Source organism: Arenibacter lacus (assembly GCF_008711145.1).
GTDB lineage: Bacteria > Bacteroidota > Bacteroidia > Flavobacteriales > Flavobacteriaceae > Arenibacter > Arenibacter amylolyticus.
The window spans coordinates 1-22,047 of the sequence record NZ_VVIN01000019.1 but is presented as its reverse complement, the minus strand read 5'-3'; the positions used below and the strand labels follow the sequence as shown (position 1 = coordinate 22,047).

The 22,047-nt window shown below is 40.2% G+C and carries 16 protein-coding genes; 13 read left to right on the top strand and 3 right to left on the bottom strand.

From position 1 onward, the window contains the following. The first annotated feature begins 23 nt into the window (after nt 1–23). From F1E73_RS07825 to F1E73_RS07805, 5 genes are all read left to right on the top strand, one after another. Nucleotides 24–893 (top strand): BKACE family enzyme, encoded by an 870-nt coding sequence (locus F1E73_RS07825; protein ID WP_086476296.1) that lies wholly within the window; start codon nt 24–26, stop codon nt 891–893. 11 nt (nt 894–904) lie between these two features. After that, nucleotides 905–1,555, top strand: coding sequence for a hypothetical protein (locus tag F1E73_RS07820; protein ID WP_086476295.1), 651 nt, complete (start codon nt 905–907; stop codon nt 1,553–1,555). A 509-nt stretch (nt 1,556–2,064) separates the two neighbouring features. Next, the gene (locus F1E73_RS07815) at nt 2,065–2,493 is read left to right on the top strand and encodes an SRPBCC family protein (RefSeq protein WP_150451594.1); all 429 of its coding nucleotides are present in this window, start codon (nt 2,065–2,067) and stop codon (nt 2,491–2,493) included. 110 nt (nt 2,494–2,603) lie between these two features. Next, nucleotides 2,604–3,104 carry a hypothetical protein gene (locus tag F1E73_RS07810; protein WP_140157716.1) on the top strand — a complete coding sequence of 167 codons (501 nt, stop codon included), beginning with the start codon at nt 2,604–2,606 and terminating at the stop codon, nt 3,102–3,104. Nucleotides 3,105–3,296: 192 nt separating this feature from the next. Then, nucleotides 3,297–3,830: a GNAT family N-acetyltransferase gene (locus F1E73_RS07805; RefSeq protein ID WP_150451593.1), complete on the top strand. Its 534-nt coding sequence runs from the start codon at nt 3,297–3,299 to the stop codon at nt 3,828–3,830. Nucleotides 3,831–3,841: 11 nt separating this feature from the next. On the opposite strand, the gene F1E73_RS07800 is transcribed toward F1E73_RS07805, so the two are convergent. Continuing rightward, nucleotides 3,842–4,540 carry a hypothetical protein gene (locus F1E73_RS07800; protein ID WP_150451592.1) on the bottom strand — a complete coding sequence of 233 codons (699 nt, stop codon included), beginning with the start codon at nt 4,538–4,540 and terminating at the stop codon, nt 3,842–3,844. Between the two features lie 208 nt (nt 4,541–4,748). Between F1E73_RS07800 and F1E73_RS07795 the strand changes: the two genes are divergently transcribed. After that, nucleotides 4,749–6,368, top strand: coding sequence for an amidohydrolase (locus F1E73_RS07795; RefSeq protein ID WP_150451591.1), 1,620 nt, complete (start codon nt 4,749–4,751; stop codon nt 6,366–6,368). Nucleotides 6,369–6,393: 25 nt separating this feature from the next. On the opposite strand, the gene F1E73_RS07790 is transcribed toward F1E73_RS07795, so the two are convergent. Together F1E73_RS07790 and F1E73_RS07785 are read right to left on the bottom strand one after the other, a co-directional pair. Next, a complete protein-coding gene (locus F1E73_RS07790; RefSeq protein WP_223883389.1) occupies nt 6,394–8,568 on the bottom strand; it encodes an FUSC family protein in 2,175 nt (724 codons plus the stop codon). A 239-nt stretch (nt 8,569–8,807) separates the two neighbouring features. Next, nucleotides 8,808–9,347, bottom strand: coding sequence for a DUF2911 domain-containing protein (locus F1E73_RS07785; RefSeq protein WP_150451589.1), 540 nt, complete (start codon nt 9,345–9,347; stop codon nt 8,808–8,810). A gap of 240 nt (nt 9,348–9,587) precedes the next feature. On the opposite strand from F1E73_RS07785, the gene asnB reads away from it, so the two are divergent. The 7 genes from asnB to F1E73_RS07750 all read left to right on the top strand — a co-directional run bounded on the left by asnB (nt 9,588) and on the right by F1E73_RS07750 (nt 21,783). After that, a complete protein-coding gene (asnB, locus tag F1E73_RS07780; protein WP_150451588.1) occupies nt 9,588–11,258 on the top strand; it encodes an asparagine synthase B in 1,671 nt (556 codons plus the stop codon). Between the two features lie 553 nt (nt 11,259–11,811). Next, on the top strand, nt 11,812–13,767 hold the full coding sequence (gene gyrB / locus F1E73_RS07775) for a DNA topoisomerase (ATP-hydrolyzing) subunit B (protein ID WP_150451587.1): 1,956 nt from the start codon (nt 11,812–11,814) through the stop codon (nt 13,765–13,767). A gap of 73 nt (nt 13,768–13,840) precedes the next feature. Further along, entirely contained in the window at nt 13,841–14,848 is a 1,008-nt protein-coding gene (locus tag F1E73_RS07770) for a DUF6588 family protein (RefSeq protein WP_150451586.1), read from the top strand. A 1,405-nt stretch (nt 14,849–16,253) separates the two neighbouring features. Beyond that, complete coding sequence (locus F1E73_RS07765) at nt 16,254–17,042, top strand: hypothetical protein (protein ID WP_150451585.1); 789 nt, start codon at nt 16,254–16,256, stop codon at nt 17,040–17,042. Nucleotides 17,043–17,417: 375 nt separating this feature from the next. Beyond that, nucleotides 17,418–17,801, top strand: coding sequence for a (deoxy)nucleoside triphosphate pyrophosphohydrolase (locus F1E73_RS07760; protein WP_150451584.1), 384 nt, complete (start codon nt 17,418–17,420; stop codon nt 17,799–17,801). After that, the gene (locus F1E73_RS07755; RefSeq protein ID WP_150451583.1) at nt 17,801–20,941 is read left to right on the top strand and encodes a DUF3427 domain-containing protein; all 3,141 of its coding nucleotides are present in this window, start codon (nt 17,801–17,803) and stop codon (nt 20,939–20,941) included. Before F1E73_RS07760 ends, F1E73_RS07755 begins: the two co-directional genes overlap by 1 nt. Before the next feature lie 227 nt (nt 20,942–21,168). Further along, nucleotides 21,169–21,783 (top strand): HPP family protein, encoded by a 615-nt coding sequence (locus F1E73_RS07750; RefSeq protein ID WP_223883388.1) that lies wholly within the window; start codon nt 21,169–21,171, stop codon nt 21,781–21,783. Nucleotides 21,784–22,047 lie beyond the last annotated feature (264 nt).

Sequence of the window (22,047 nt, the reverse complement as noted above, 5' to 3'; positions counted from 1 at the left end):
TAATTGTGCTTAATTATTGTAGGATGAATGATGAATTAGTAATCAATTTTACCCCCACCGGAATGATACCTACCAAAAGTATGACCCAACATGTTCCGGTAAGTGTTGCGGAAATAGTTGAAGATGTTCTTAGGGCTAATGAGATGGGAATTACCATGGTGCATTTACATGCAAGGGATGAGGTTTCTGGGGTGCCCACCTACAAAAAAGAGGTGTATGGAGAAATAATCGAAGGAATTCGAAAATTTGCGCCATATCTGGTTATTTGTGTTTCTTTAAGTGGACGGAATTTTAGCGAATTGGATTTAAGGGCCGACCCTCTGTCTTTGGAGGGGTTTTTAAAACCAGATTATGGGAGTCTGACACTAAGTTCCCTGAATTTTAATACTACTGCCAGTGTAAATTCCCCATCAACGGTTCAAGGCTTGGCAGCCATTATGAAGGAAAAGGGAATTGTGCCAGAATTGGAAGTATTCGATATCGGAATGATTAATTATTCGAAATATCTGGAAAGAAAAGGACTTATTAAGCCTCCATATTATTTTAATCTACTGTTAGGGAATATTGCCTGTGCCCAAGCAGACTTGTTGCATTTAGGAATAATGGTTAACGATCTTCCTAAGGACTCATTATTTAGTTTGGCAGGAATTGGAAATAATCAATTTAAGATGAATTCCTTGGGGATTGCCATTGGTGCCGGAGTAAGGGTTGGATTGGAAGATAATATATGGTTCGATTCCTCGAGAACCACACTGGCAACCAATTTGGATTTATTAGAAAGAATACATGCAATAGCCAGGGTTAATGATAGGGAAATAATGACGCCACAAGAATTTAGATCAAAAATGAAACTAGAACCGGGAAATGGGAAATACGGTAGAATATATGATTAAGAATATATAATATGCCAATAAAGGAAAGTAGAAAAACATCGCAAGTCAAAAGAATTTCCAGTGTGATTAAAAATGGAATGTTTCTCTATGGATTGAAAAATCGTTTGGCGCTGATTGGAATTGAAATAATGCCCTATTATTGGGTGCAGGAAGAGTTTGAGCCTTGCGCTGAACCAAAAATTAAAGGAGATGTTTCGGAATTTAAGTTAAGAGAACTTAGTCTGGACGAATTGATGTTCGTTAGCAAGGGAATCCAGAATTTGCAAATTGACTTGCTAAAAAAAGAATATGAAGAGTGTTGGATGTGTTTGGGTTTGGAACATAATAATGAAATAGCAGCTTATAATTTGATTACAAATAAGGAAATAAATTTTTTCGATAAAGTGTTTCCTATCAAGAATAATGAAGCCTATCTATCTAGCATGTGGACATTTCATGATTTTAGGGGGAGAAATCTTGCCCCTTATTTAAGATATAAGAGTTATCAATTATTAAAAGAGCACGGAAGAGATACGAAATACAGTATTAGCGAGTATTTTAATAAATCTACCATCAAATTTAAAAACAAGCTTAATTCAAAACATTTAAAACTTTATATTTATATCGGTCTGTTCGGGAAATTTAAAGGAAATTACTTGTTGAAATCCTATACAGGGAAATAATATACCTCACCTGATTTTTGATTGCTACTGTTATTTTGGCTCCCCCGTATTTTAGTTTATGAGCCCTTTTACAACAACCAATTCACACAACATTTTTATAAACCACCTTTCCACCTAAGTCCAATCCAAAGGAGTGGGAAGGGCTATCTAATTTTAAAAATACATCAATAATCCCGTTTAGATTAAGGAATAACTTCGCCTGATTAATCGCAGTTTTTGTTGGAGTTTATTAAAATATACTTCTTAGTTTCTTATGTGTTAGCGCTTCTTCAATTTTAAATTGGTTTTGTATTAGCCTGTGGTTCAGCGAGTCAGTCCATAGTATTAAGTTGGGTTGCTGTGCTCCTTTATCAGGTTAATATCTTTTGATTACATCCACTTGCCCCTTATAATTTCAATAAGTCATGGTAATTAATTGATCGGCAATGTTTTACGGGAGCTTTAAATTTCTTAACTTAGGGAGTTCCTCCTTAAAACTACCAAGTATTCCGCAATTTTTAACGATTCGTATGTCCGAAGTTGTACAAATACGGGAACTCTATACCGCTAGTCCGGAACAGGTTTGGCGGGCGATAACGGAACGGGAAAAGATGAAAGTATGGTATTTCGATATTCCCGACTTTAAGTTGGAGGTGGGGGCAGAGTTTAATTTTTTTGAACCAGGATTTAGGAGAGAGTTTCATCATCGTGCAACCATCACGGAGATTGTTCCTAAAAAGAAATTACAGTATACCTGGACCTATCCTAGTCATAGTATAGGCAAGTCCCTTCTAACATGGGAGATAGTTCCAGAAAATACTGGTACCTCCGTGCTGCTTACCCATGATGGAGTAGATAATTTCTCCGATGGGGGAAAAGACTTTAATCGGGAAAATTATCTCGCTGGTTGGACCGATATTTTAAGTAAATCCTTAAAGCAGTTTTTGGATAGTGAATAATCAGGTTGAATGATACCTAGGGGTAAAACGCCATTAAAAGGTGAGCCCCTTTCAGGTTATTAAAGGGGAGGATCTAGCTTGGGGTGGTACTACGCGTAAAAAAATATACTATGGTCAAATTCATTTCATTTTTATGCCTTCTCACAACACTTCAAAGTGTAGGGCAGCAAATTACCGTGGCTGAAAAGGATAAAAGTCAGGAATTCAATTTTTGGGTGGGTCACTGGGAGGTGTATCAATACGGCACAGACAAACTCGCTGGGGAGAGTCATATAGAACCTATTATAGATAGCCTAGGGCTGTTGGAGCATTACAAAGCACATCATAGCGGATTTAAAGGGAAGAGCCTCAATACGTATAATAGTGCAAAGGGTCGTTGGGAGCAGTATTGGATAGATAATACTGGTTTATCGCTGTTTTTAGTAGGCGGGATGAAAGATGGCAGAATGGAGATGGACGATTTGGAAAGCGGGAATGCCAAAACGGGATACAATAGAATTAGTTGGGAGGAGCAGGAAGATGGAACAGTGAGACAAACGTGGAGCATTAGTAAGGACTCGGGAACAACCTGGACAATAATTTTTGATGGAATCTATAGGCCCAAAAAATAGGCAGCCCCAATTGTAGCTATGGCCGTTTACAAAGGTTCTACATTGGTTTTGTGATTAAATCAAGTGTCAATTCAAATATAAAATACTGCTTTTTTAATAGTAATAACACCTCCTTATAGCTCGTGGGCGTTGGGAATGTAGTTGAATTGGCAAGGGAAATCTATTGTATCTTTGCTGGTTAAATTTATTCCGATGGAGTATATCTTACTATCTACCGTAAACGATCCTTATTTTAAAGAGGCATGGCAATTGTATGAGGCTTCCTTTCCTCAGGAGGAAAGACGTACGCTTAATGTTCAAGAGAAAATAATGGCGAATGATTCCTATAACTTCCAAGTGATGCTATTAGAGAGCCAGGTGGTGGGCTTTCTTCTTTGGTGGGAATTTGAGGAGGTGGTTTTTGTAGAGCATTTTGCCACTAGCCCCAACCTAAGGGGAAAGGGATACGGAAAAACCATTTTACAGGAGTTTTTGGATAGGGAAGAAAAGCCAGTTGTTTTGGAAGTAGAATTGCCAGAACCTGGAATAAAGCTGAGGAGAATAGAATTTTATAAAAGATTGGGTTTTGCACTTAATACTCATCCTTATGTGCAACCGCCCATGCAAAAAGGCTGTGGATCCCTACCATTGTATCTTATGTCTTACCCAAGGGAGTTCTCCCAGGAGTCCGTCACTCATTTCATGGAAGCTTACCATCCTCTTATCTACGATCAAGGGTTATTATAGATTACCCAATTTTATGTGGTTCGGGTTCTTCGCTTTAGCTTGGAAATGCGGTCTGCATAATAGGCTTTTAACTCTATTAAAAAGTCCATGGGCTTGGCATATTCTACCAGCACTTTATAGGTCTGTTTGTTCTTGGCCAGGTGCAATTCTTTATGGAGCTGGTCCAGTTCCAAGGAGAGGAATTCGTATTCGGACTTCGTAATTTTTTCGGGTTGTGGGGTAAGTGGTAATGGCGTGTTTCCGCTAAATATTTGGGCATGGTAGGCCTCCAGGCTTGCTAAGTCACCTTCCTTATAAATTTCAATTAATTGGGTGGTAAGCTCCGTGGCCAATTCCAATTGGTCTCGCTGCAGGGAAAACTTGTCGGGATGTATGTGGAGCATCGCCTCGCGGTACAAACGCTTTTTCTGCTGTTCCTCCTCCTGGATTTTTGCAGTTGGGGGCTTGCTTGTAGCCATCGGAACGGAATTGGCGGGGTCGTAATTTTTTCCTCGTCGTTTTTGCTCCCTCCGTTTTTCCTTCTTGGCTAGTTTCTGCTCTTTGTAAAGGAGTGCTAGCTCCTGCTCCAAAACAATGAGATCCCCTAATTTGGATACTAGTAGCCTTTCAAAATCCAAGGTGCGTTCCCTAACCTCCTGTAGTTCCAGTTTTAAGGCCTTTATTTTCTTTTGTAATGCAGAGAGTTCGGTATGGGGGATAATTGGCTTCATAGAAATTGTATGAGCTGCAAAACTAGTCATTTCCTAGGCGTCTCGTAGGGTATAGGTTTTTAATATTTATCGTTGGCAGGGGTAGTGGCTAACAGAATTAGTGCAGAAGCAAGGTGGCTATGATGGCTCTTATGGGGCTAAATGATAATTTTGAATTACATTAGCTATCATTTGAAATTGTAGATCCATCAGATAAATCCAATATATTATGAGAAAATCGTTGATTTTAGGATTAGTATTATTAGGCTTGGCGTGTGATGCACCCAAAAAGCAGGCCGACTTACTAGTTGTAAATGCCAATATCTATACCGTGGACGATTCCTTTTCCAAGGCATCGGCATTTGCGGTGAAGGATGGGAGGTTTATTGGTGTGGGCAGTACGGAAACCATAAAGCGGCAATACACTGCCAATGAAATAGTGGATGCCGAGGGGAAGACCATCGTGCCTGGATTAATTGATGCTCACTGTCATTTTTATGGGTTAGGCCTTAACCAACAGGTAGTAGATCTTTCGGGGACTAGTAGTTTTCAGGAAATGATAGATAGGGTAACGGAGTTTCAAGACCGCCATCAGAAAGATTTTATTCTGGGTAGGGGATGGGACCAAAACAATTGGGAGGTAAAGGAGTTTCCAACCAAAGAGGTGTTAGATCAGCTGTTTCCAGATACCCCAGTTTCCTTAAGAAGAATAGATGGCCATGCCTTATTGGCTAACCAGAAAGCCTTGGATTTGGCCGGAATTACCAAGGCTACCAAGGTAGAAGGGGGTGAAGTAATATTAAAGAACGGGGAACTAACAGGCGTGTTGGTAGATGGTCCTATGCAGCTGGTAGATGCCATTGTGCCCGCGCCCGATAAGGAGTCTCAAATTATGGCCTTAAAAAAAGCAGAGGAAATATGTTTTGCCAATGGGTTAACCACGGTGAACGATGCAGGACTCAGTAGGGCTACTATAAATCTAATTGATAGTCTGCAACGGGCAGGCGATCTCTCTATTAGGGTATATGCTATGATTAGTGCCACCCAAGAAAATTTGGATTATTACTTACCCAAGGGTACCTATAAGACCGATAAATTAAATGTAGGTTCTTTTAAGGTGTATGGAGACGGGGCCTTAGGATCTAGAGGAGCAGCGTTAAGGGAGCCGTATACCGATCAACCCGGCCATTACGGGGCTATGGTTACCTCGGTAGCTGCCATTAACGATATGGCCAAGCGGATATCCGAGTCAGATTTTCAGATGAATACCCATGCTATAGGCGATTCTGCTAATATTGCAGTGTTTAGGGCCTATAAGAAGGTATTGCAAGACGAGCCAGATCGCCGATGGAAAATAGAACATGCCCAGATTATTTCTCCACAAGATTTTGATTATTTCTCTGGGGGAATTATTCCGTCCGTACAGCCTACCCATGCCACCAGTGATATGTACTGGGCCGGAGATAGACTAGGGGAGGAGCGACTAAAAGGAGCTTATGCCTACAAAACCATGTTGAATAAGGCGGGAACCATTGCCTTGGGAACAGACTTCCCCGTAGAGCAGGTAAACCCCTTTTTAACCTTCTATGCAGCGGTTGGGAGAAAGGATGTAAACAATTACCCAAAAGATGGGTTTCAAATAGAGGAGGCACTTAGTAGGGAGGAAGCGCTAAAAGGGATGACTATCTGGGCGGCTTATTCCAATTTTGAGGAAATGGAAAAAGGGAGTATTGCGGTAGATAAGTTTGCAGACTTTACTATTCTAAGTGACGATATTATGACGGTACCCCTAGCGGAAATACCTCATATTAAAGCAGAAGCTACCTATTTGGATGGGAAAAAGAAATAATACCTGAATCTAGACCTTGGTGTGCCTAGGCGGCGCACCGATGTCTATATTTTTGAGCGGCGACCTCTAGCTTTTCGGTTAAATCCTTGAGCCATATGAGCTGGTTGTAGATTAAATGTGCCTCCTGTAGGTTGTTAAGCATTTCTTCTTCAAGGGCTATCTGTCCCCTTTGTAACTCTGCTTCCCGCTCTTTTATCAAACTTTCATAGGAGGATTTTAGATTTGCTTTGGCGGTGTCTATATTCTCGGGCAGGTTGCTGGGGTGAATGTCAATTTGGTCAATTTCCTTGGCAGAGTTTTCCAGGGTAGTTCCAATATGCTCTACAATTTTTTTAAAGTGTACCGATTCTTCCGTGGTTTTGTGGTGCTGTATAAAGGCACCCAGGGACGCCAAGGTAGAGAGGATGGTGTTGTTGAGTGCTACAATTTCATAAATTAAATCTGAAGACTTTTGTTTGGATTTAGGGTCTTGGGACATTCGTTGGTAGGCGGCATTTAAATTGCTTACCGATAAAAAAGCCTCTTTTCTTGGTACTTTATACTGTACGTCTGCCGTCTCTTTGGTTCGGTATAAATGTCGGATAGCAAATAAGTAGTTGGCGTTGGCACGTATACTTTTGGTTAGAATTTTATCTAGGTTCATTACCTCCCAGTTGGGCCAGAAAAGGTAATTTGCAATGAGTGCCAACACTGCCCCCAAAAAGGTATCTAACACCCGGTATTGAATAATCTCAAAAGCGTTAGGCGTGAGTAGGGAATAAACAAATATAATATTGATGGTAATAAAAGCGGCTGCAGAACGATAGTTTTGCTGAATTAGGGAGAAGGCCACCAGTAAGGACAAGACCGCAAGAACCCCATAAACAATGGTGTTTTGGGTGAGTAGTATAATGAGGGTGGCTATAGCCGCGCCAATTAGGGTGCCAATGGTCCTGTTTATTGATCGTTCTTTGGTGAGTCCGTAATTGGGTCGCATTATCACAATAAGGGTCAGTAAGATCCAGTAGGTGTTTTTTATACCAAGGGCCGTCCCAAAAATATAAGCAATGATAATGGCGGTGGTAAGTCGCAGTGCATGCTTAAAAATGGGCGACTTATAACTTAGGTTTTCCAAGATGATATTAAAACCGTAGTCCTGATCCGTGATAAACTGGTGGGCGTGTTTGCTTTTTATGGAGAGTTGCGATTCTTTCCTAACATTGGTCAATGCCCGCCTAACTGTCCGTATTTTTTGTAATTGTAAGGTCTGGTAATCATAGAGGTTTTTTAAAATGATACCGCCCTCTTGGGCATGGGGCGTTCCCACCTGCTCTACAAAATCTCCAATGGCTTTACTTGCCGTAGTGAGCGCTCGGATCATGGGTTCTTTGGAAGGGATGCCTTGTTTGGTAATCATGCACTCCGCTACCTTTTTAAGGTGGCTGCTAAAGGCGAGGTTTACTTCCTTAAAGGCATCCAATCGTTTTTCATGACCTTTAAATAAGCTGTCTATTTTGGGGTAGTCCAAGCTATTGGCCAAGGCCAGCTCCAAGATGTCTACCATGGAGATAAAGATTAGCAGGTGCTTTTCATCGGAATGGGATTTTTTGCCCCGTTTCGCTTTGGTAAGCAAGAGTTCCCTTAATACCTCGTGTTTTTCGCTGATGTCTGACTGAAGGGTAAACAGCTTCCGTAATAGCTGATCCCTTTTTGTAGTTTCGGTTAGGAGCTTTGCCCGCACTTCCAGATAATCGCCCGTAAGGCTCAGGGTATCGGAAAGTAATTGGTCTTCGTCCTTTCTCGGTATTATTCTATGGGTCAGTAGGGAGACGGAGAGATAAAAAAGTCCGCCCACCCCAATCAATAAAATATGTAGCCATAGGGGAATGCTCGTGACTCCGTGCGCTAGGCTCAGGATCATTGCCAAGAGTCCGGAAAAGGCAACCAGAGAACCCCTAAATCCGTAGACAGCCAAAAGGGAAATGGAAAATGTTAGCACGGAAATTACAGCAAGCAGCAACCAATAGTGGGGATTAGAAAGGCTAACTATAAAGCTAACGCCCATGGTAAGGACGCTACTGATAAGAATGCCGTAGACCTTTCTTTTTAAACTTCCAGGGATGTCGCTAGGGGCGTTTAAGAATACCCCAATGGCTAATGGTATCCCAATTTCTGAGTAACCTAATAATCCAAGGGTGACCAAAGGAAATAATGCCGCCAAAGTAAATTTGAGGGCGCGGAAAAAGTAGGAGCTTCTAAAATACAGGGAAGATAATCGTATGAATTCCTTGACCATAATACAAAAATACGTGCAATAGTTAAGATTTAATAACTATAGGGCGGTTATGCAGGTTTTTCAATTGTGTCCTGTTAGTGGCGTAGTGTTTGGTTGCGGGATATAAAAATAATAAAGACCGAAGCAGGTACTTCGGTCTTTATAATAATGACAAGTAGCTACCCCTAAAATTCTATAGGTAGCGATACCCGTGTATTTCCCCAACCTAGCACTAAGTGAGTCCCCTTTTTCATGTCCTGGTAGGCGATGGAAAAGGCTTCCAATGTTTCGGATCCCTTACTTACTTTTGCAGGTACGCGGAGTAAGTCTTCACTTTCTTGGTAGGAATAGGCACCCCATTGATTTAAGTTCTTGTTCAGGATTACGGTCCACTCCTTTTCACCTGGTATGGTAAACAGGGAGTAGGTTCCAGCTGGAACGGCTTTCCCTGCTACGGTAGCATCTTGGTAGAAGGTTATTTCGGAAGCTTCATTGGCTCCAGTACGCCATACTTTCCCGGCAGGTGCCAATTCGGAGATAGCTCTTCCTTTCAGCTGGGGCCTACTATAGATAACTCTAACCAACTTGTTAGAGACTTTATAATCGGAAGGGTAGGAAGCAATGTCGGCCGGACTTTTGTCCAATCCGCTAAATTTTTGTGCCGTTGCCGCTGAACTAAAGCAAAGGGCAAGCACCATAATGGTAGTTGTAAAAATGTTTTTCATGATTAATGTTTTTGCGATTCTCAAATTTAGGCAGTATTCCATTAATATGAATACTAAAACCTACTTTTTTTAGACAACTTACAAAATGATCCCTTTGCAATGAGAAAGCATTGGTTGATGTTGTTGATTGCAATTAAAGTCGGGATTTTAGTTTTCAATTGTAAGTAAAACCTCCCTATATGTTTTATAATTTATAGTTATGGGGGATATTTGCTTTATTATTGAAATAAAAAATAAGTTATGTGTGGAATTGTTTGTGCTTTTGACGTAAAGGAAAGTACTGAGGCCTTAAGACCTCAGATTTTGGAAATGTCCAAGAAAATTAGACATAGAGGACCGGATTGGAGTGGCATTTATTCCAATGATAAGGCTATTTTGGCGCATGAGCGTTTGGCTATTGTAGATCCTGCATCCGGAAAGCAGCCGTTGTTAAGTGAAGATGGGAAGTTGATCTTGGCCGCCAACGGTGAAATATATAACCATAGGGAGCTGCGCAAGCAGTTTGAGGGTACATATAACTTTCAGACCGAATCTGATTGTGAGGTTATTTTGGCCTTGTACAAAGAAAAGGGAGCCGATTTCTTGGATGAAATGAACGGGATTTTTGGGTTTGCTATTTATGATTCGGAAAAGGACGAGTACTTTATTGCAAGAGACCATATGGGAATTATCCCTTTATATATAGGTTGGGATATCCATGGTACCTTTTATGTGGCTTCGGAACTAAAGGCATTAGAAGGGACTTGTAGTAAGATAGAATTGTTCCCTCCGGGACATTATTTACACAGTAAGGATGGAGAATTAAAAAGATGGTATTCCAGGGATTGGATGGAATACGATGCGGTAAAGGAGAACCAAACCAGTATACAAGAAGTAAAAGAGGCCTTAGAAGCTGCAGTACACAGGCAATTAATGTCCGATGTGCCTTACGGGGTGCTATTGTCTGGCGGATTGGATTCGTCCATTACTTCGGCCATTGCTAAGAAATATGCCCAAAAGCGAGTGGAATCCGGAGATACTAAAGAGGCTTGGTGGCCTCAATTACATTCGTTTTCTGTGGGCTTGGAAGGGTCTCCGGATCTTGCGGCCGCCCAAAAAGTGGCAGATCACATAGGAACGGTACACCATGAGATAAAATTTACCATTCAGGAAGGCTTAGATGCTATTAAGGATGTGGTCTATAAGCTAGAAACCTATGATATTACAACTATTAGAGCTTCTACGCCCATGTATCTTATGGCCAGGGTGATAAAGAGTATGGGAATTAAAATGGTGCTTTCCGGGGAAGGTGCAGATGAACTTTTTGGAGGATACCTCTATTTCCACAAGGCGCCCTCGGCAAAGGATTTCCATGAAGAAACGGTGCGGAAATTGGATAAGCTGCATATGTACGATTGTCTTAGGGCAAACAAATCCTTGGCTGCTTGGGGCATAGAGGGCAGGGTGCCCTTCTTGGATAAGGAGTTTATGGATGTAGCTATGAGGATTAACCCACAGGATAAAATGATTAACGGGGAGCGCATGGAAAAATGGGTGCTTCGCAAGGCTTTTGAGGATATGTTACCCGAAAGTGTGGTTTGGAGACAGAAGGAGCAGTTCTCGGACGGAGTGGGTTACAACTGGATAGATACCCTAAAAGAAATGGTGGAAAATGAGGTGACAGACGAACAATTGGCCAATGCCAAATACAGGTTCCCTATTCAGACGCCAACTTCCAAAGAGGAGTTTTACTACCGTTCCATTTTTGAGGAGCATTTCCCTTCGGATACCGCTGCATTGAGTGTACCGCAGGAAGCTTCGGTGGCGTGTAGTACTAAAATTGCTTTGGAATGGGATGAGGCATTTAAAAACATGAACGACCCATCGGGTAGGGCAGTGGCCAAAGTCCACGCCGATGCCTATGTTAAATAAGAAGCTTGATGTAGGTTTGGGTTGCATCGGAAAGTGATCGTAATTACCTGCCTGCCTTTAGGTAACATAATTCAATTCGGTTAAATTAGTTTTTATTTTAATTAATGCTGGGAAGCGCCCACTTATACCAATTAGCTTTGGGGAAGGGGCGCTTTATTCATTTGTAAAATCTCCCCATCTTTCTACAAGGTTTCCAGGATTCCCCTGCTACGCTTTCAAATCCCTGTGTATATCTGGAGCACCCCATGGTTCCTTCTAAAACTAAATAAAGGCACCTTAGGGGGCTAAACGTTGCCTTAAATTAGAATATATGGGGATTTCTGCTTGTCTTAATTGTTTTTATTAGATCACGCGCTTCACTTTTCCAGAAAGCTCTTAGCGCAGCTTATAGCCCTTATTTTCGCCTTGGAGCCACTAAGTCGTGGAAATCGCATGGTTTTACACATTTTTTGTTGATAACTTGCTAACTAAAACCCAGATGGGCCTTATAGTTTAGGGGGTATTGCTTATATTTGTAGGATTGCTAAAATTATAATGAAATAAGTATAAATTTATGAGCGAAGAAGCAAAAAACGAGGAGCTAAAAAAGAATAATTATTCAGCAGATAGTATTCAGGCTCTAGAGGGAATGGAACACGTTAGGATGCGTCCCTCCATGTATATTGGGGATGTGGGTGTTAGAGGGTTGCATCATTTAGTATATGAGGTAGTGGACAACTCCATTGATGAGGCAATGGGAGGTTACTGCGATGAGATAGAGGTTTCTATAAACGAAGATAATTCTATAACTGCCAAGGATAACGGTAGAGGGATACCGGTAGATATTCACAAGAAGGAAGGCGTTTCTGCATTGGAGGTGGTAATGACCAAGATTGGTGCAGGAGGTAAGTTCGACAAGGATTCCTATAAGGTTTCCGGTGGTCTCCACGGGGTGGGGGTTTCCTGTGTGAATGCCTTGTCGAACCACCTTAAAGCCACCGTTCATAGGGACGGAGTTATTTGGGAGCAGGAATATAGTAAGGGAAAGCCACTATATCCCGTTAAAAGGATTGGGGAAACCGATTACCGGGGAACCATCGTTACCTTTACTCCTGATGATACTATTTTTACCCAGACGGTAGAATATAGCTACGAAACTTTGTCTAACAGAATGCGCGAATTGGCGTTCTTGAACAAAGGGTTGGCCATTACACTTACCGATAAAAGACAGGTAGATGAAAATGGAGAATTTGTTAGTGAGCGATTCTTTTCTGAAGAAGGTCTAAAGGAGTTTATAAAGTTTTTGGACGGCAATAGAGAGCCCATTATAGAGAATGTGATCGCCATGGAAAGCGAGAAAAACGATATTCCAGTTGAGGTGGCCATGATCTATAACACTTCTTATAATGAGAATTTGCATTCCTATGTGAACAACATTAACACCCATGAAGGGGGTACGCACTTATCTGGCTTTAGAAGAGGTCTAACCACTACGCTAAAGCGATATGCAGACCAGTCCGGGATGTTAGATAAATTAAAGTTTGAGGTTCAGGGGGACGACTTTAGGGAAGGGTTAACGGCCATTGTTTCCGTAAAGGTTGCAGAGCCTCAGTTTGAAGGGCAGACCAAGACCAAGTTGGGGAACCGTGAGGTATCCTCTGCCGTGAGTCAGGCTGTTTCCGAAATGCTGACCAATTATTTGGAAGAGCATCCGGACGATGCCAAGACCATTATCCAAAAGGTGATCTTGGCTGCACAGGCAAGGCATGCCGCTACCAAAGCACGGGAAATGGTACAGCGTAAAACCGTGATGAGCATTGGAGGCCTTCCAGGAAAACTATCCGACTGCTCGGAGCAAGATCCTTCCTTGTGTGAAGTATTCCTTGTGGAGGGAGATTCGGCAGGGGGTACCGCCAAACAAGGTAGGGACAGAAACTTTCAGGCTATCTTACCACTGCGAGGTAAGATTTTGAACGTAGAGAAAGCCATGTCTCATAGGGTATTCGAAAATGAGGAAATTAAGAATATTTACACCGCATTGGGGGTAACTATTGGAACTGAAGAAGATAGCAAAGCCCTTAACCTAGAAAAGCTACGTTACCATAAAGTAGTAATCATGTGTGATGCGGATGTGGATGGTAGCCACATTGAAACACTAATTCTTACCTTCTTCTTTAGGTATATGAGGGAGCTAATTGAAGGTGGCCACGTTTATATTGCCACTCCGCCATTATATATGGTTAAAAAAGGTAGTAGAAAACGTTATGCTTGGACCGATGAGGAGCGCGATGAAATTGCCGAGGAATTTGGAGGTGGCGTAGGTATACAACGATATAAAGGTCTGGGGGAGATGAACGCCGAGCAGTTGTGGGATACCACTATGAATCCGGAATTTAGGACCCTAAGACAGATTAATATTGATAATGCAACTGAAACGGATAGGGTATTCTCTATGTTGATGGGGGATGAAGTTCCACCAAGACGTGAATTTATTGAGAAGAATGCCGCTTATGCGAACATAGACGTATAAGATTACAGCATTTCACAACAAAAACTCGCACTATATGTGCGAGTTTTTTATTTTTGGGAAAAAAATAATGGATATGAAATATGTGATTGCGAGTGCATTCTTGTTTTTAGGTTTTGCTGGATTCTCCCAGTCAAACGTAAATGAAGTGTTGGCAGCGGGTGTAAAGGATGCCGAAAAATTTACCGATAACTATCTGGCCCCGGTCTCAGAAGGCGCCTTGTACAGTTTGGCAAATGGGTGGTACAATACGGCCGAATCTAAGCCTTTAGGCGGATTTGAGATTTCGATCATTGGAAATATGACCTCCTTTAAGGACAGTAAAAAGACTTTTTTACTGAACACTGCCGATTATGAGAATTTAAAGTTCCAGGATGGAAGTACTTCCAAAATGGTTTCTACCGCTTTGGGAGATTTAGAAGGGATCGGTGTGTATGTAGAGGGTGAGTTCATGGGATTCACGACCAGGGAAGAGTTTGATCTTCCTACCGGACTCTCCTCGGAGGGGATCAATTTTATCCCAAGCGGATTTTTGCAGGTAGGGGTAGGCCTGGTAAAAGGTTTGGAAGTGAAAGCCCGATTCTTACCTAAGGTAAATACCGATGAGGTGCAGCTTGGGTTGTACGGAATAGGTCTACAACAAGAATTTACTAAGTGGTTGCCTGCAGACAAGGTATTGCCTGTGGCCATATCTGCAGTGATAGGATACACGCATATGGACGGCACCTATGATTTTACCAATACCAATGTAGTGGATGGGGAAAATCAACGCTTGGAGGTGGATATGAATGTGTGGAATTTTCAAGCGATTGCGGCCACTAAACTAAAGATCATTAATTTTTATGGAGGTATTGGGTATGTTTCCGGTACCTCTACCACGGATGTATTAGGAACCTATAGAGTGCAATCGGGGCCATTTCAATCAGAAACTTACGTAGATCCCTTTGCTTTTTCCAATAAAGTAAGCGGCATGGCGGCTACCTTGGGTACTAGACTGAAGCTAGGCTTTTTTAGACTGCATGCAGATTATACCTTTGCAGAGTTCAACAACCTCACCGTAGGGGTAAACTTTGGGTTTAGGTAAACCACATTGTACAAAATAATTTAAAGACCAATCATGGGAAACTGTGGTTGGTTTTTTGTTAGTACTAAGTACTTAGTACTGAGTATGGAGAACGGTGAAGTCTTCAGTGTGCAGTTGCAGTAGTTATTGCAGTGAGCGGTAATCGGTGGACAGAAAGCAGACTTGTACGTCCCTGATATAAGTTGACCACTACTAAGAAGAAAATTTCAAAAGCTCCTCCCTTTGGGTAAAGGGAGGTGGTTTGCCTGAAAGTGCAAAGCGGAGGGATTGAAATAGTATTGATTACAAAGTATAAAGTACTTAGTATTGAGAACGGTGAAGTCTTCAGTGTGCAGTTGCAGTAGTTATTGTAGTGAGCGGTAATCGGTGGATAGATTAGGTTTGTCAGTTGTCGTGCCCGCCCGATAGAACCGTTCTGGCAGGCAGTTGAGGCTTCATTAAATAGAGAAAAGACACCTAAGATTTTCATCCCTTGAAAATCATCTAAGCTGTTAACCCTATAGCACCCTGGCCTATCGAGTGTGATTTCTCAATCGCCCAGAAAAAGGGGGCATTTCTAAATGACAGAAAGTATTTAAATTTCGGCTAATAGGGAGGATTAAATTTGGAATAGTCGTCAGCAGTAAGTAAGCAGGTTGTCGGTGGATAATTCCCAATTATTAAGATAAAAGCTCCATGAAAAAAAAAGAACAAAAGCTCCTCCCTTTTTGAAAGGGAGGTGGTTTGCCTGCAAGCGCAAAGCGGAGGGATCTTTTTTAGTATAAAGTACAAAGTGTTGAGTTTTGAGATTGGTGCACGCCCCTGATATAAGTTGCCCACTTCCTAGTGCGTAGCTTTGATAAAAGATTAATAAAATCCGGTGAAGTATAGACCTTAATAATAGGAATGATTAACTGCTTATTTAAGGATTTCGGTGTCTAAATAATATTTATACAAGCTAAGCTTATTATGAGTATATTGGATAGTGGAATTATGGCCTTCAACAAGTAAGATTTGTTGTATGCTAAGTACTTCAGGAAAATTAAGGGTGCTAACAGATAGACTGTTGGTATTTAAAAAAATAATTAAAAATCACATCATGGCTAAGGGGCAAGACGCAAAGAAGAATGTAAAAAAAAGAACCTGCTAAAACAGCTAAAGAGAAAAAGGCAGAAAAGCGGGAGAAAAAGGCTAAAAAGTGATAATTGGAACCAAAGCGCGTTCCGAGTTATAATGTCGCCGGCTTAGAATGTTAGAAAAGCTAAAAAATGCGCACTATCAAGTGTTCTTATAATAGGATATTTGGTAGAGCGCTTTTTTGTAATATTTTTCTGAACTGTGGTGGATTCCAAGAGGGCACTAATGAGCCTTTAATCATATAGCCTGAACCTTGGTCTATCCACATAAACCAACCAAAAAACTACCTATGAAAATCCTTAAGATTATCGCCTTCCTAGGTGTAATAACCTTATTCACCAGTTGTGAAATAGTTCTGGAAACTAATTTTAACTCCCAGGGCGGTGGCACCTATAGCCTTGGGTTTGATTTATCTGAAATGATGAAGTTGGGGTTGAACTCGGAGGAGGAATCGGGTAACCAGCAAATAGATACCTTGTTGGTTTTCGCCGATTTTATTGAAATGAAGTGGGATAGTATTTCTAAGCTAAGCAAGGAGGGGCAGGAAAAAATAAAGGAATTGGAGCCATTTAGTCTCTATGTGAAATCGGATACGGTGACCAGTACCTTGGAGATGAAACTCAACTATGCGTTTACGGACCAGGCAGATCTACAAGCTTATGGGGAAAAGTTGAAGGGCCAGAAATTTAAGGAGCTCGATATGTTTAGCGGAGCCTTACAAAAGGACTTAAAGTCCGCCCAAGGGGATGAAGAAGCAGATGCGGGAGATAAGAGTCCGTTCCCGGATTTTAACGACTCCTTTATTACCACCTTTAGTAGGGAGGGCTTTACCGTAAGATTAAGTCCGGAAGCCTTGGAAAGACAAGAAAAGGAAAAGGACAGTACCATTACCCCAGACAGTCCCATGGTAGATATGGTACGCTTTAAAAACAGGTGCACCTTCCCGTACAAAATAAAATCCATTAACAATAAAAATGCCCGGGTGCTATCCGATTTTAAAGGCGTGGAAATCTCCGGCAACTTCTATGAGATCACTCACGATCCCAAATTTTTTGACATGGATGTGGTGTTTGAGTAGGTATCTTTTTTATGAGTTACTATGTAAATTAAAACTGCTTAAATCGGTAATTTTTTTTATTAAGTAAGATTTCCAGTTAGATGGAAATGTAATGGATATACATAATTTGGGTATCTTGTTCAGTTGAAGTTTTGAATGTGTTATTAGCAGTAAAAAGCACTACGGCTTTAATGTATGCTGAAGATGCAAGTGGAATAAATTTGATTAAGGTCATGGATGGGAATATCGTCCAAATGACTTAAGAAGCTAGCAAATATTCAAACAGTAAATATTCATTTACGAAAGCATATAAATTATTCATAGATTTCGAAAGGAATAGTGAGGCTTAATCACTTGGAATATTCTAAAACTAAATAAATACAAAGTATTATAATAATGGTTGAAGTAGTTTGTGCTGTAATATTAAAAGATGATAAAATTCTAATCGCGCAACGAAGTGAAGAAATGAAACTGCCTTTGAAATGGGAATTTCCTGGAGGTAAGTTAAATAATGGAGAGGACGAGGAGCGGGCTATCGTACGAGAGATTAAAGAAGAATTAAATATTGAAATACTTCCCCTTAAAAGAATATCTTCTAACATTCACGACTATGGTACATTCAAAATAAAATTAACTGCTTATTTATGTGATTATATTTCAGGTGAAATTAAACTTTTAGAACATAAAGACTTCAAGTTTGTAGGATTTGAAAATTTAAAAAATTATGATTTAGCTGAAGCTGACATACCCTTCATTGAGAAGTTAAAAACATTTGTGTGATGGTTGAAGGTATTTATGAGCAGTTAATAACCAAGATAGTCGCCTCCAAGCTTGAAAGTCTCAGCACAAGTCAATATTATATAAAAGATACTGCAATTGACAAAGAGGAAGCGGCGCAAGTTCTTTCTAAACACCTTAATAGTACAATTGGTTATGCGCTCTCATTAATTAAGGGTGAACATGCAATTGAAAACCAGATAAAGATTGCTAATAAAATTATTGGGGTTTTAAAAGAGGAAGTAGATATGGACCTTATTGAAGGTGACCTTATTGAAATTGAAGGGCGAATTCTAAAAGCGGTTTTCGAAAAAACAGATGCTCATTTTTCGGATTTAGAATTACATCTAAAAGAAATAACTCCATATACAAGGCTAACACACAGTGAGTTGTTTACTGGAGGCAACGTCGGATTGTCTTTAGAAAGTGAATTGAAAAAAGAGATTTTGTCTTCAAACCGAGTGGATTTACTCGTGTCTTTTATTAAATGGAAAGGAATAAGGATTCTTGAAAGGGAACTTAGAGATTTTACAGAAAGAGGTGGGCAGTTAAGGGTAGTCACTACTACGTATATGGGCGCTTCAGATTATAAAGCAATCCAATTATTATCAAGCCTTCCAAATACTGAAGTTAAAATTTCATATAATACAGGTAACGAGAGATTACATGCAAAAGCATATTTCTTTTATCGGAATTCAGGCTTTCACACAGCTTATATTGGTTCTTCAAATTTTTCACGAACTGCGTTAACAGATGGTTTGGAGTGGAATCTTAAAATAACAACTAAGGAGGTTGGATACATCATTGATAAATTTCAAAAAACATTTGAGGCTTACTGGCAAAATGATGAATTCGAATTATTTAATGACAAGATTCATTCTGAAAAACTCATTAGCTCCTTAAAATCCGGGAAAATACCTCAAAAAGGTATTGGCAATTTAGCCTTTTTCGACTTAAAGCCTTATCCCTATCAAAAAGAGATATTGGAAACATTGGAAGTTGAGCGCACTGTTCACAACCGACATAAAAATCTTTTGGTTGCAGCAACTGGAACAGGGAAGACTGTTATTTCGGCTTTTGATTATAAAAAGTTTAAACAAGAAAATAAATCAGCAAAACTTCTATTTGTAGCACATCGAAAAGAAATTTTAACCCAGGCTGCTTCAACCTTTCGAGGGGTTTTAAAAGATAATAATTTTGGTGAATTTTGGGTGGATGGTATGCAACCAGATAAATTCGATTTTGTATTTGCATCCGTGCAAACTTTTAGAAATAGAATCGAAGCACTTTCTTTAAGTTCTACATTTTATGATTTTATCATTATTGATGAAGTGCATCATATCGCTGCTTCAAGTTATCGTCCTATCCTTGATCATTTTAAACCAAAAATTCTTTTAGGGTTGACTGCTACTCCTGAGAGAATGGATAATGAAAATATTTTAGACGATTTCTGTAATAGAATTGCTGCTGAAATTCGATTACCCGAAGCCTTAAACAGAAAGCTTCTATGTCCATTTCAATACTTCGGAATTTCTGATAGCGTAGACTTGTCTAAAGTTAGTTGGGAAAATGGAAGATATGTGCCAAGCGAATTAACAAAATTGTATTTAGCTAATGACAGACGTGTGGGAGAAGTGATTAGCAATGCAGATAAATATTTAAGAGATATTAATGATGTAAGAGCTCTCGGTTTCTGTGTGACTATTGAGCACGCAAAATACATGGCAGAAAAATTCACTTTAGCTAATTTAAAAGCTCATTATCTAACAAGTGAAAACTCAAGAGAAAGAGAAGATATTAGAAGAAAGTTGCGAAATAAAGAAATCAACTATTTATTCGTTGTTGACATTTTTAATGAAGGAGTTGATATTCCTGAAATAGACACCGTGCTTTTCTTAAGACCCACGGAAAGTTTAACAGTTTTTCTTCAGCAGCTAGGAAGAGGACTTAGATTATCTGAGGGCAAAGAATGTTTAACAGTGTTGGATTTTGTTGCTAATGCCAGACCCGAATATAATTTTGAAAATAAATTTAGGGCCTTAATCGGTAAAACGACATCTCCTGTTCTAAAAGAAATTGAGGACAACTTCCCGCACTTACCATTAGGATGCTCTATTGTTCTAGAAAAAAAGGCAAAGAATAGTATTCTGGAAAATATAATTGCTGCAACTAACGTAAATAAAAGGCAGCTAATTCAAAAGATTCGGAATTTTGAACATCAAACAACTTTGCCGCTTACTTTGGCTAATTTCATATCCTTCAACAATCTGAACCTGCAGACAATTTATAAAAGGGGGAGTTGGAGTAGGCTTCTTCATATGGCTGGAAAACACAAAGATTTTGCTAGGCTCAACGAGAAAGAAATTGTATCTACAATTCTTAAAAAATGGCTGTCAACTAATTCCACTAGCTACTTTCGGTTCTTATTAAAGCTGGCAAAAGAGAACTTTAAGCCTGATTTCAGATTATTTAATGAAGAGGAAAAAGTAATGTTGTTGATGTTGCATTACGATGTTTGGAAAGGTTCTGAAGGTTTCGGATCACTAAATGAAAGTGTTGAAGCCATTGGAAAAAATAAAGTGTTGGTTCAGGAAATTATTGAAGTATTAGAGATTCTTCTTGATAAAATTAATTTCAAAGAAATAGATATTGAACTACCATATAAGCAACCTTTAAAATTACATTCAAGGTATACTAGAGACCAAATTTTGGCAGCTTTCGGGCTTAGTACATTTAATAAGAAATCTACTAATAGAGAAGGTGTGGCTGAGAATAAAACACTTAATACCGAAGTACTGTTTATAGACCTTATTAAATCTGAAGAAGACTTCTCGCCTACCACAATGTATAATGATTATGCAATTAGTGAGACGCTTTTCCATTGGCAAAGTCAAAATAAAACAAGAGCTGATAAAGGAAAAGGTTTAACATATATTCATCATCAGAAACTCAATAAAAAGATTTTACTTTTTGTTCGTGAAAAAGCAAAAGATGAGTTTGGAAATACTATGGGGTATGTGTTTGTAGGAGAGGGTAGCATTCAGGATTATTATGGTACTAAACCAATAAGTATAAATTGGCATTTAAGCGAGCCTCTTCCTCAATACCTATGGAAAACATCCGCTAAAATGGCTGTTGGTTAATTAACTGCCTCTCCAAACTACCCACCCCTGTCCCATATTTCACAGTCACCAGCAAATGTGTTTCAAATCGTGGAACAAATGCCTTAGACACTACTACTTACTACCTTTGCAAATTGGTAGGGTAGGGGGAAGTCTGTTTGGAGCTTGTGTTTTATTTATTTGTGGAGACTTTAAATAATAACCAGCAACCCCCTTCCTAAGTAGCAAACATTAACTCTAGGGTATTAGTGATTAAGGAAGTAGCGGGAAAAAGAATTGGACAAAAGTTAAAAAGAAACATACGCATCAGTAGGTACGTTATCTACAAGGAAACCTTAGTAGATTTTAGTGAGCAGTTCTGGTCCTTCATTGGAGCGTTTTTTGGCATTGGACTCATTGCTCTGTTGCAATCCTCTTCACTAAACAAGGTAGATCACATCTTTCTTATCGGCTCTTTTGGCGCTTCCAGTGTGCTTATTTTTGGCGCTATCCAAAGTCCCATGGCACAACCGCGGAACCTCCTAGGCGGACATATCATATCTGCCATAATTGGGGTGACCATCTTTAAGCTATTTCCGGATATTCTATGGATTACGGCTCCTCTTGCCGTAGCCACCTCCATTATTGTTATGCAGATGACCAAAACCCTCCATCCCCCTGGGGGAGCTACTGCGCTTATTGCCGTATCGGGATCGGCAGAATTAAAGGCCTTGGGTTATTTTTATGTGTTGTCCCCAGTGTTGTCTGGAACCTTGATCTTACTGATCGTCGCCTTGATTTTTAACAATATGACCAAGCAACGTTCCTATCCTACCAATCGTAATCTTACCCGAATTTTTAAGACCTGGAAGAGGGATGCTTAATTTGGGAATTTGCTACCTACTATTTCAAGTTATAAGGGCCAGGCACATCCATGTGCCAAGAAAGCTTCTTAGTATTCCCATACTCCCTGTTTCCTGAATCCCCGCGTTAGGGATAGTAGTGAAAAGCCCGCAGCGAGGAACGCGCGAGGACTTGTAGCGGATAGCCCGACCCGTAGGGGAACGCCCAACACCTCCTGTGAAAATATCGCAGTTCATTACTGGTGATTCACCCAGTGATGGGCTTTTTAAGCGCATGTCGTGCTA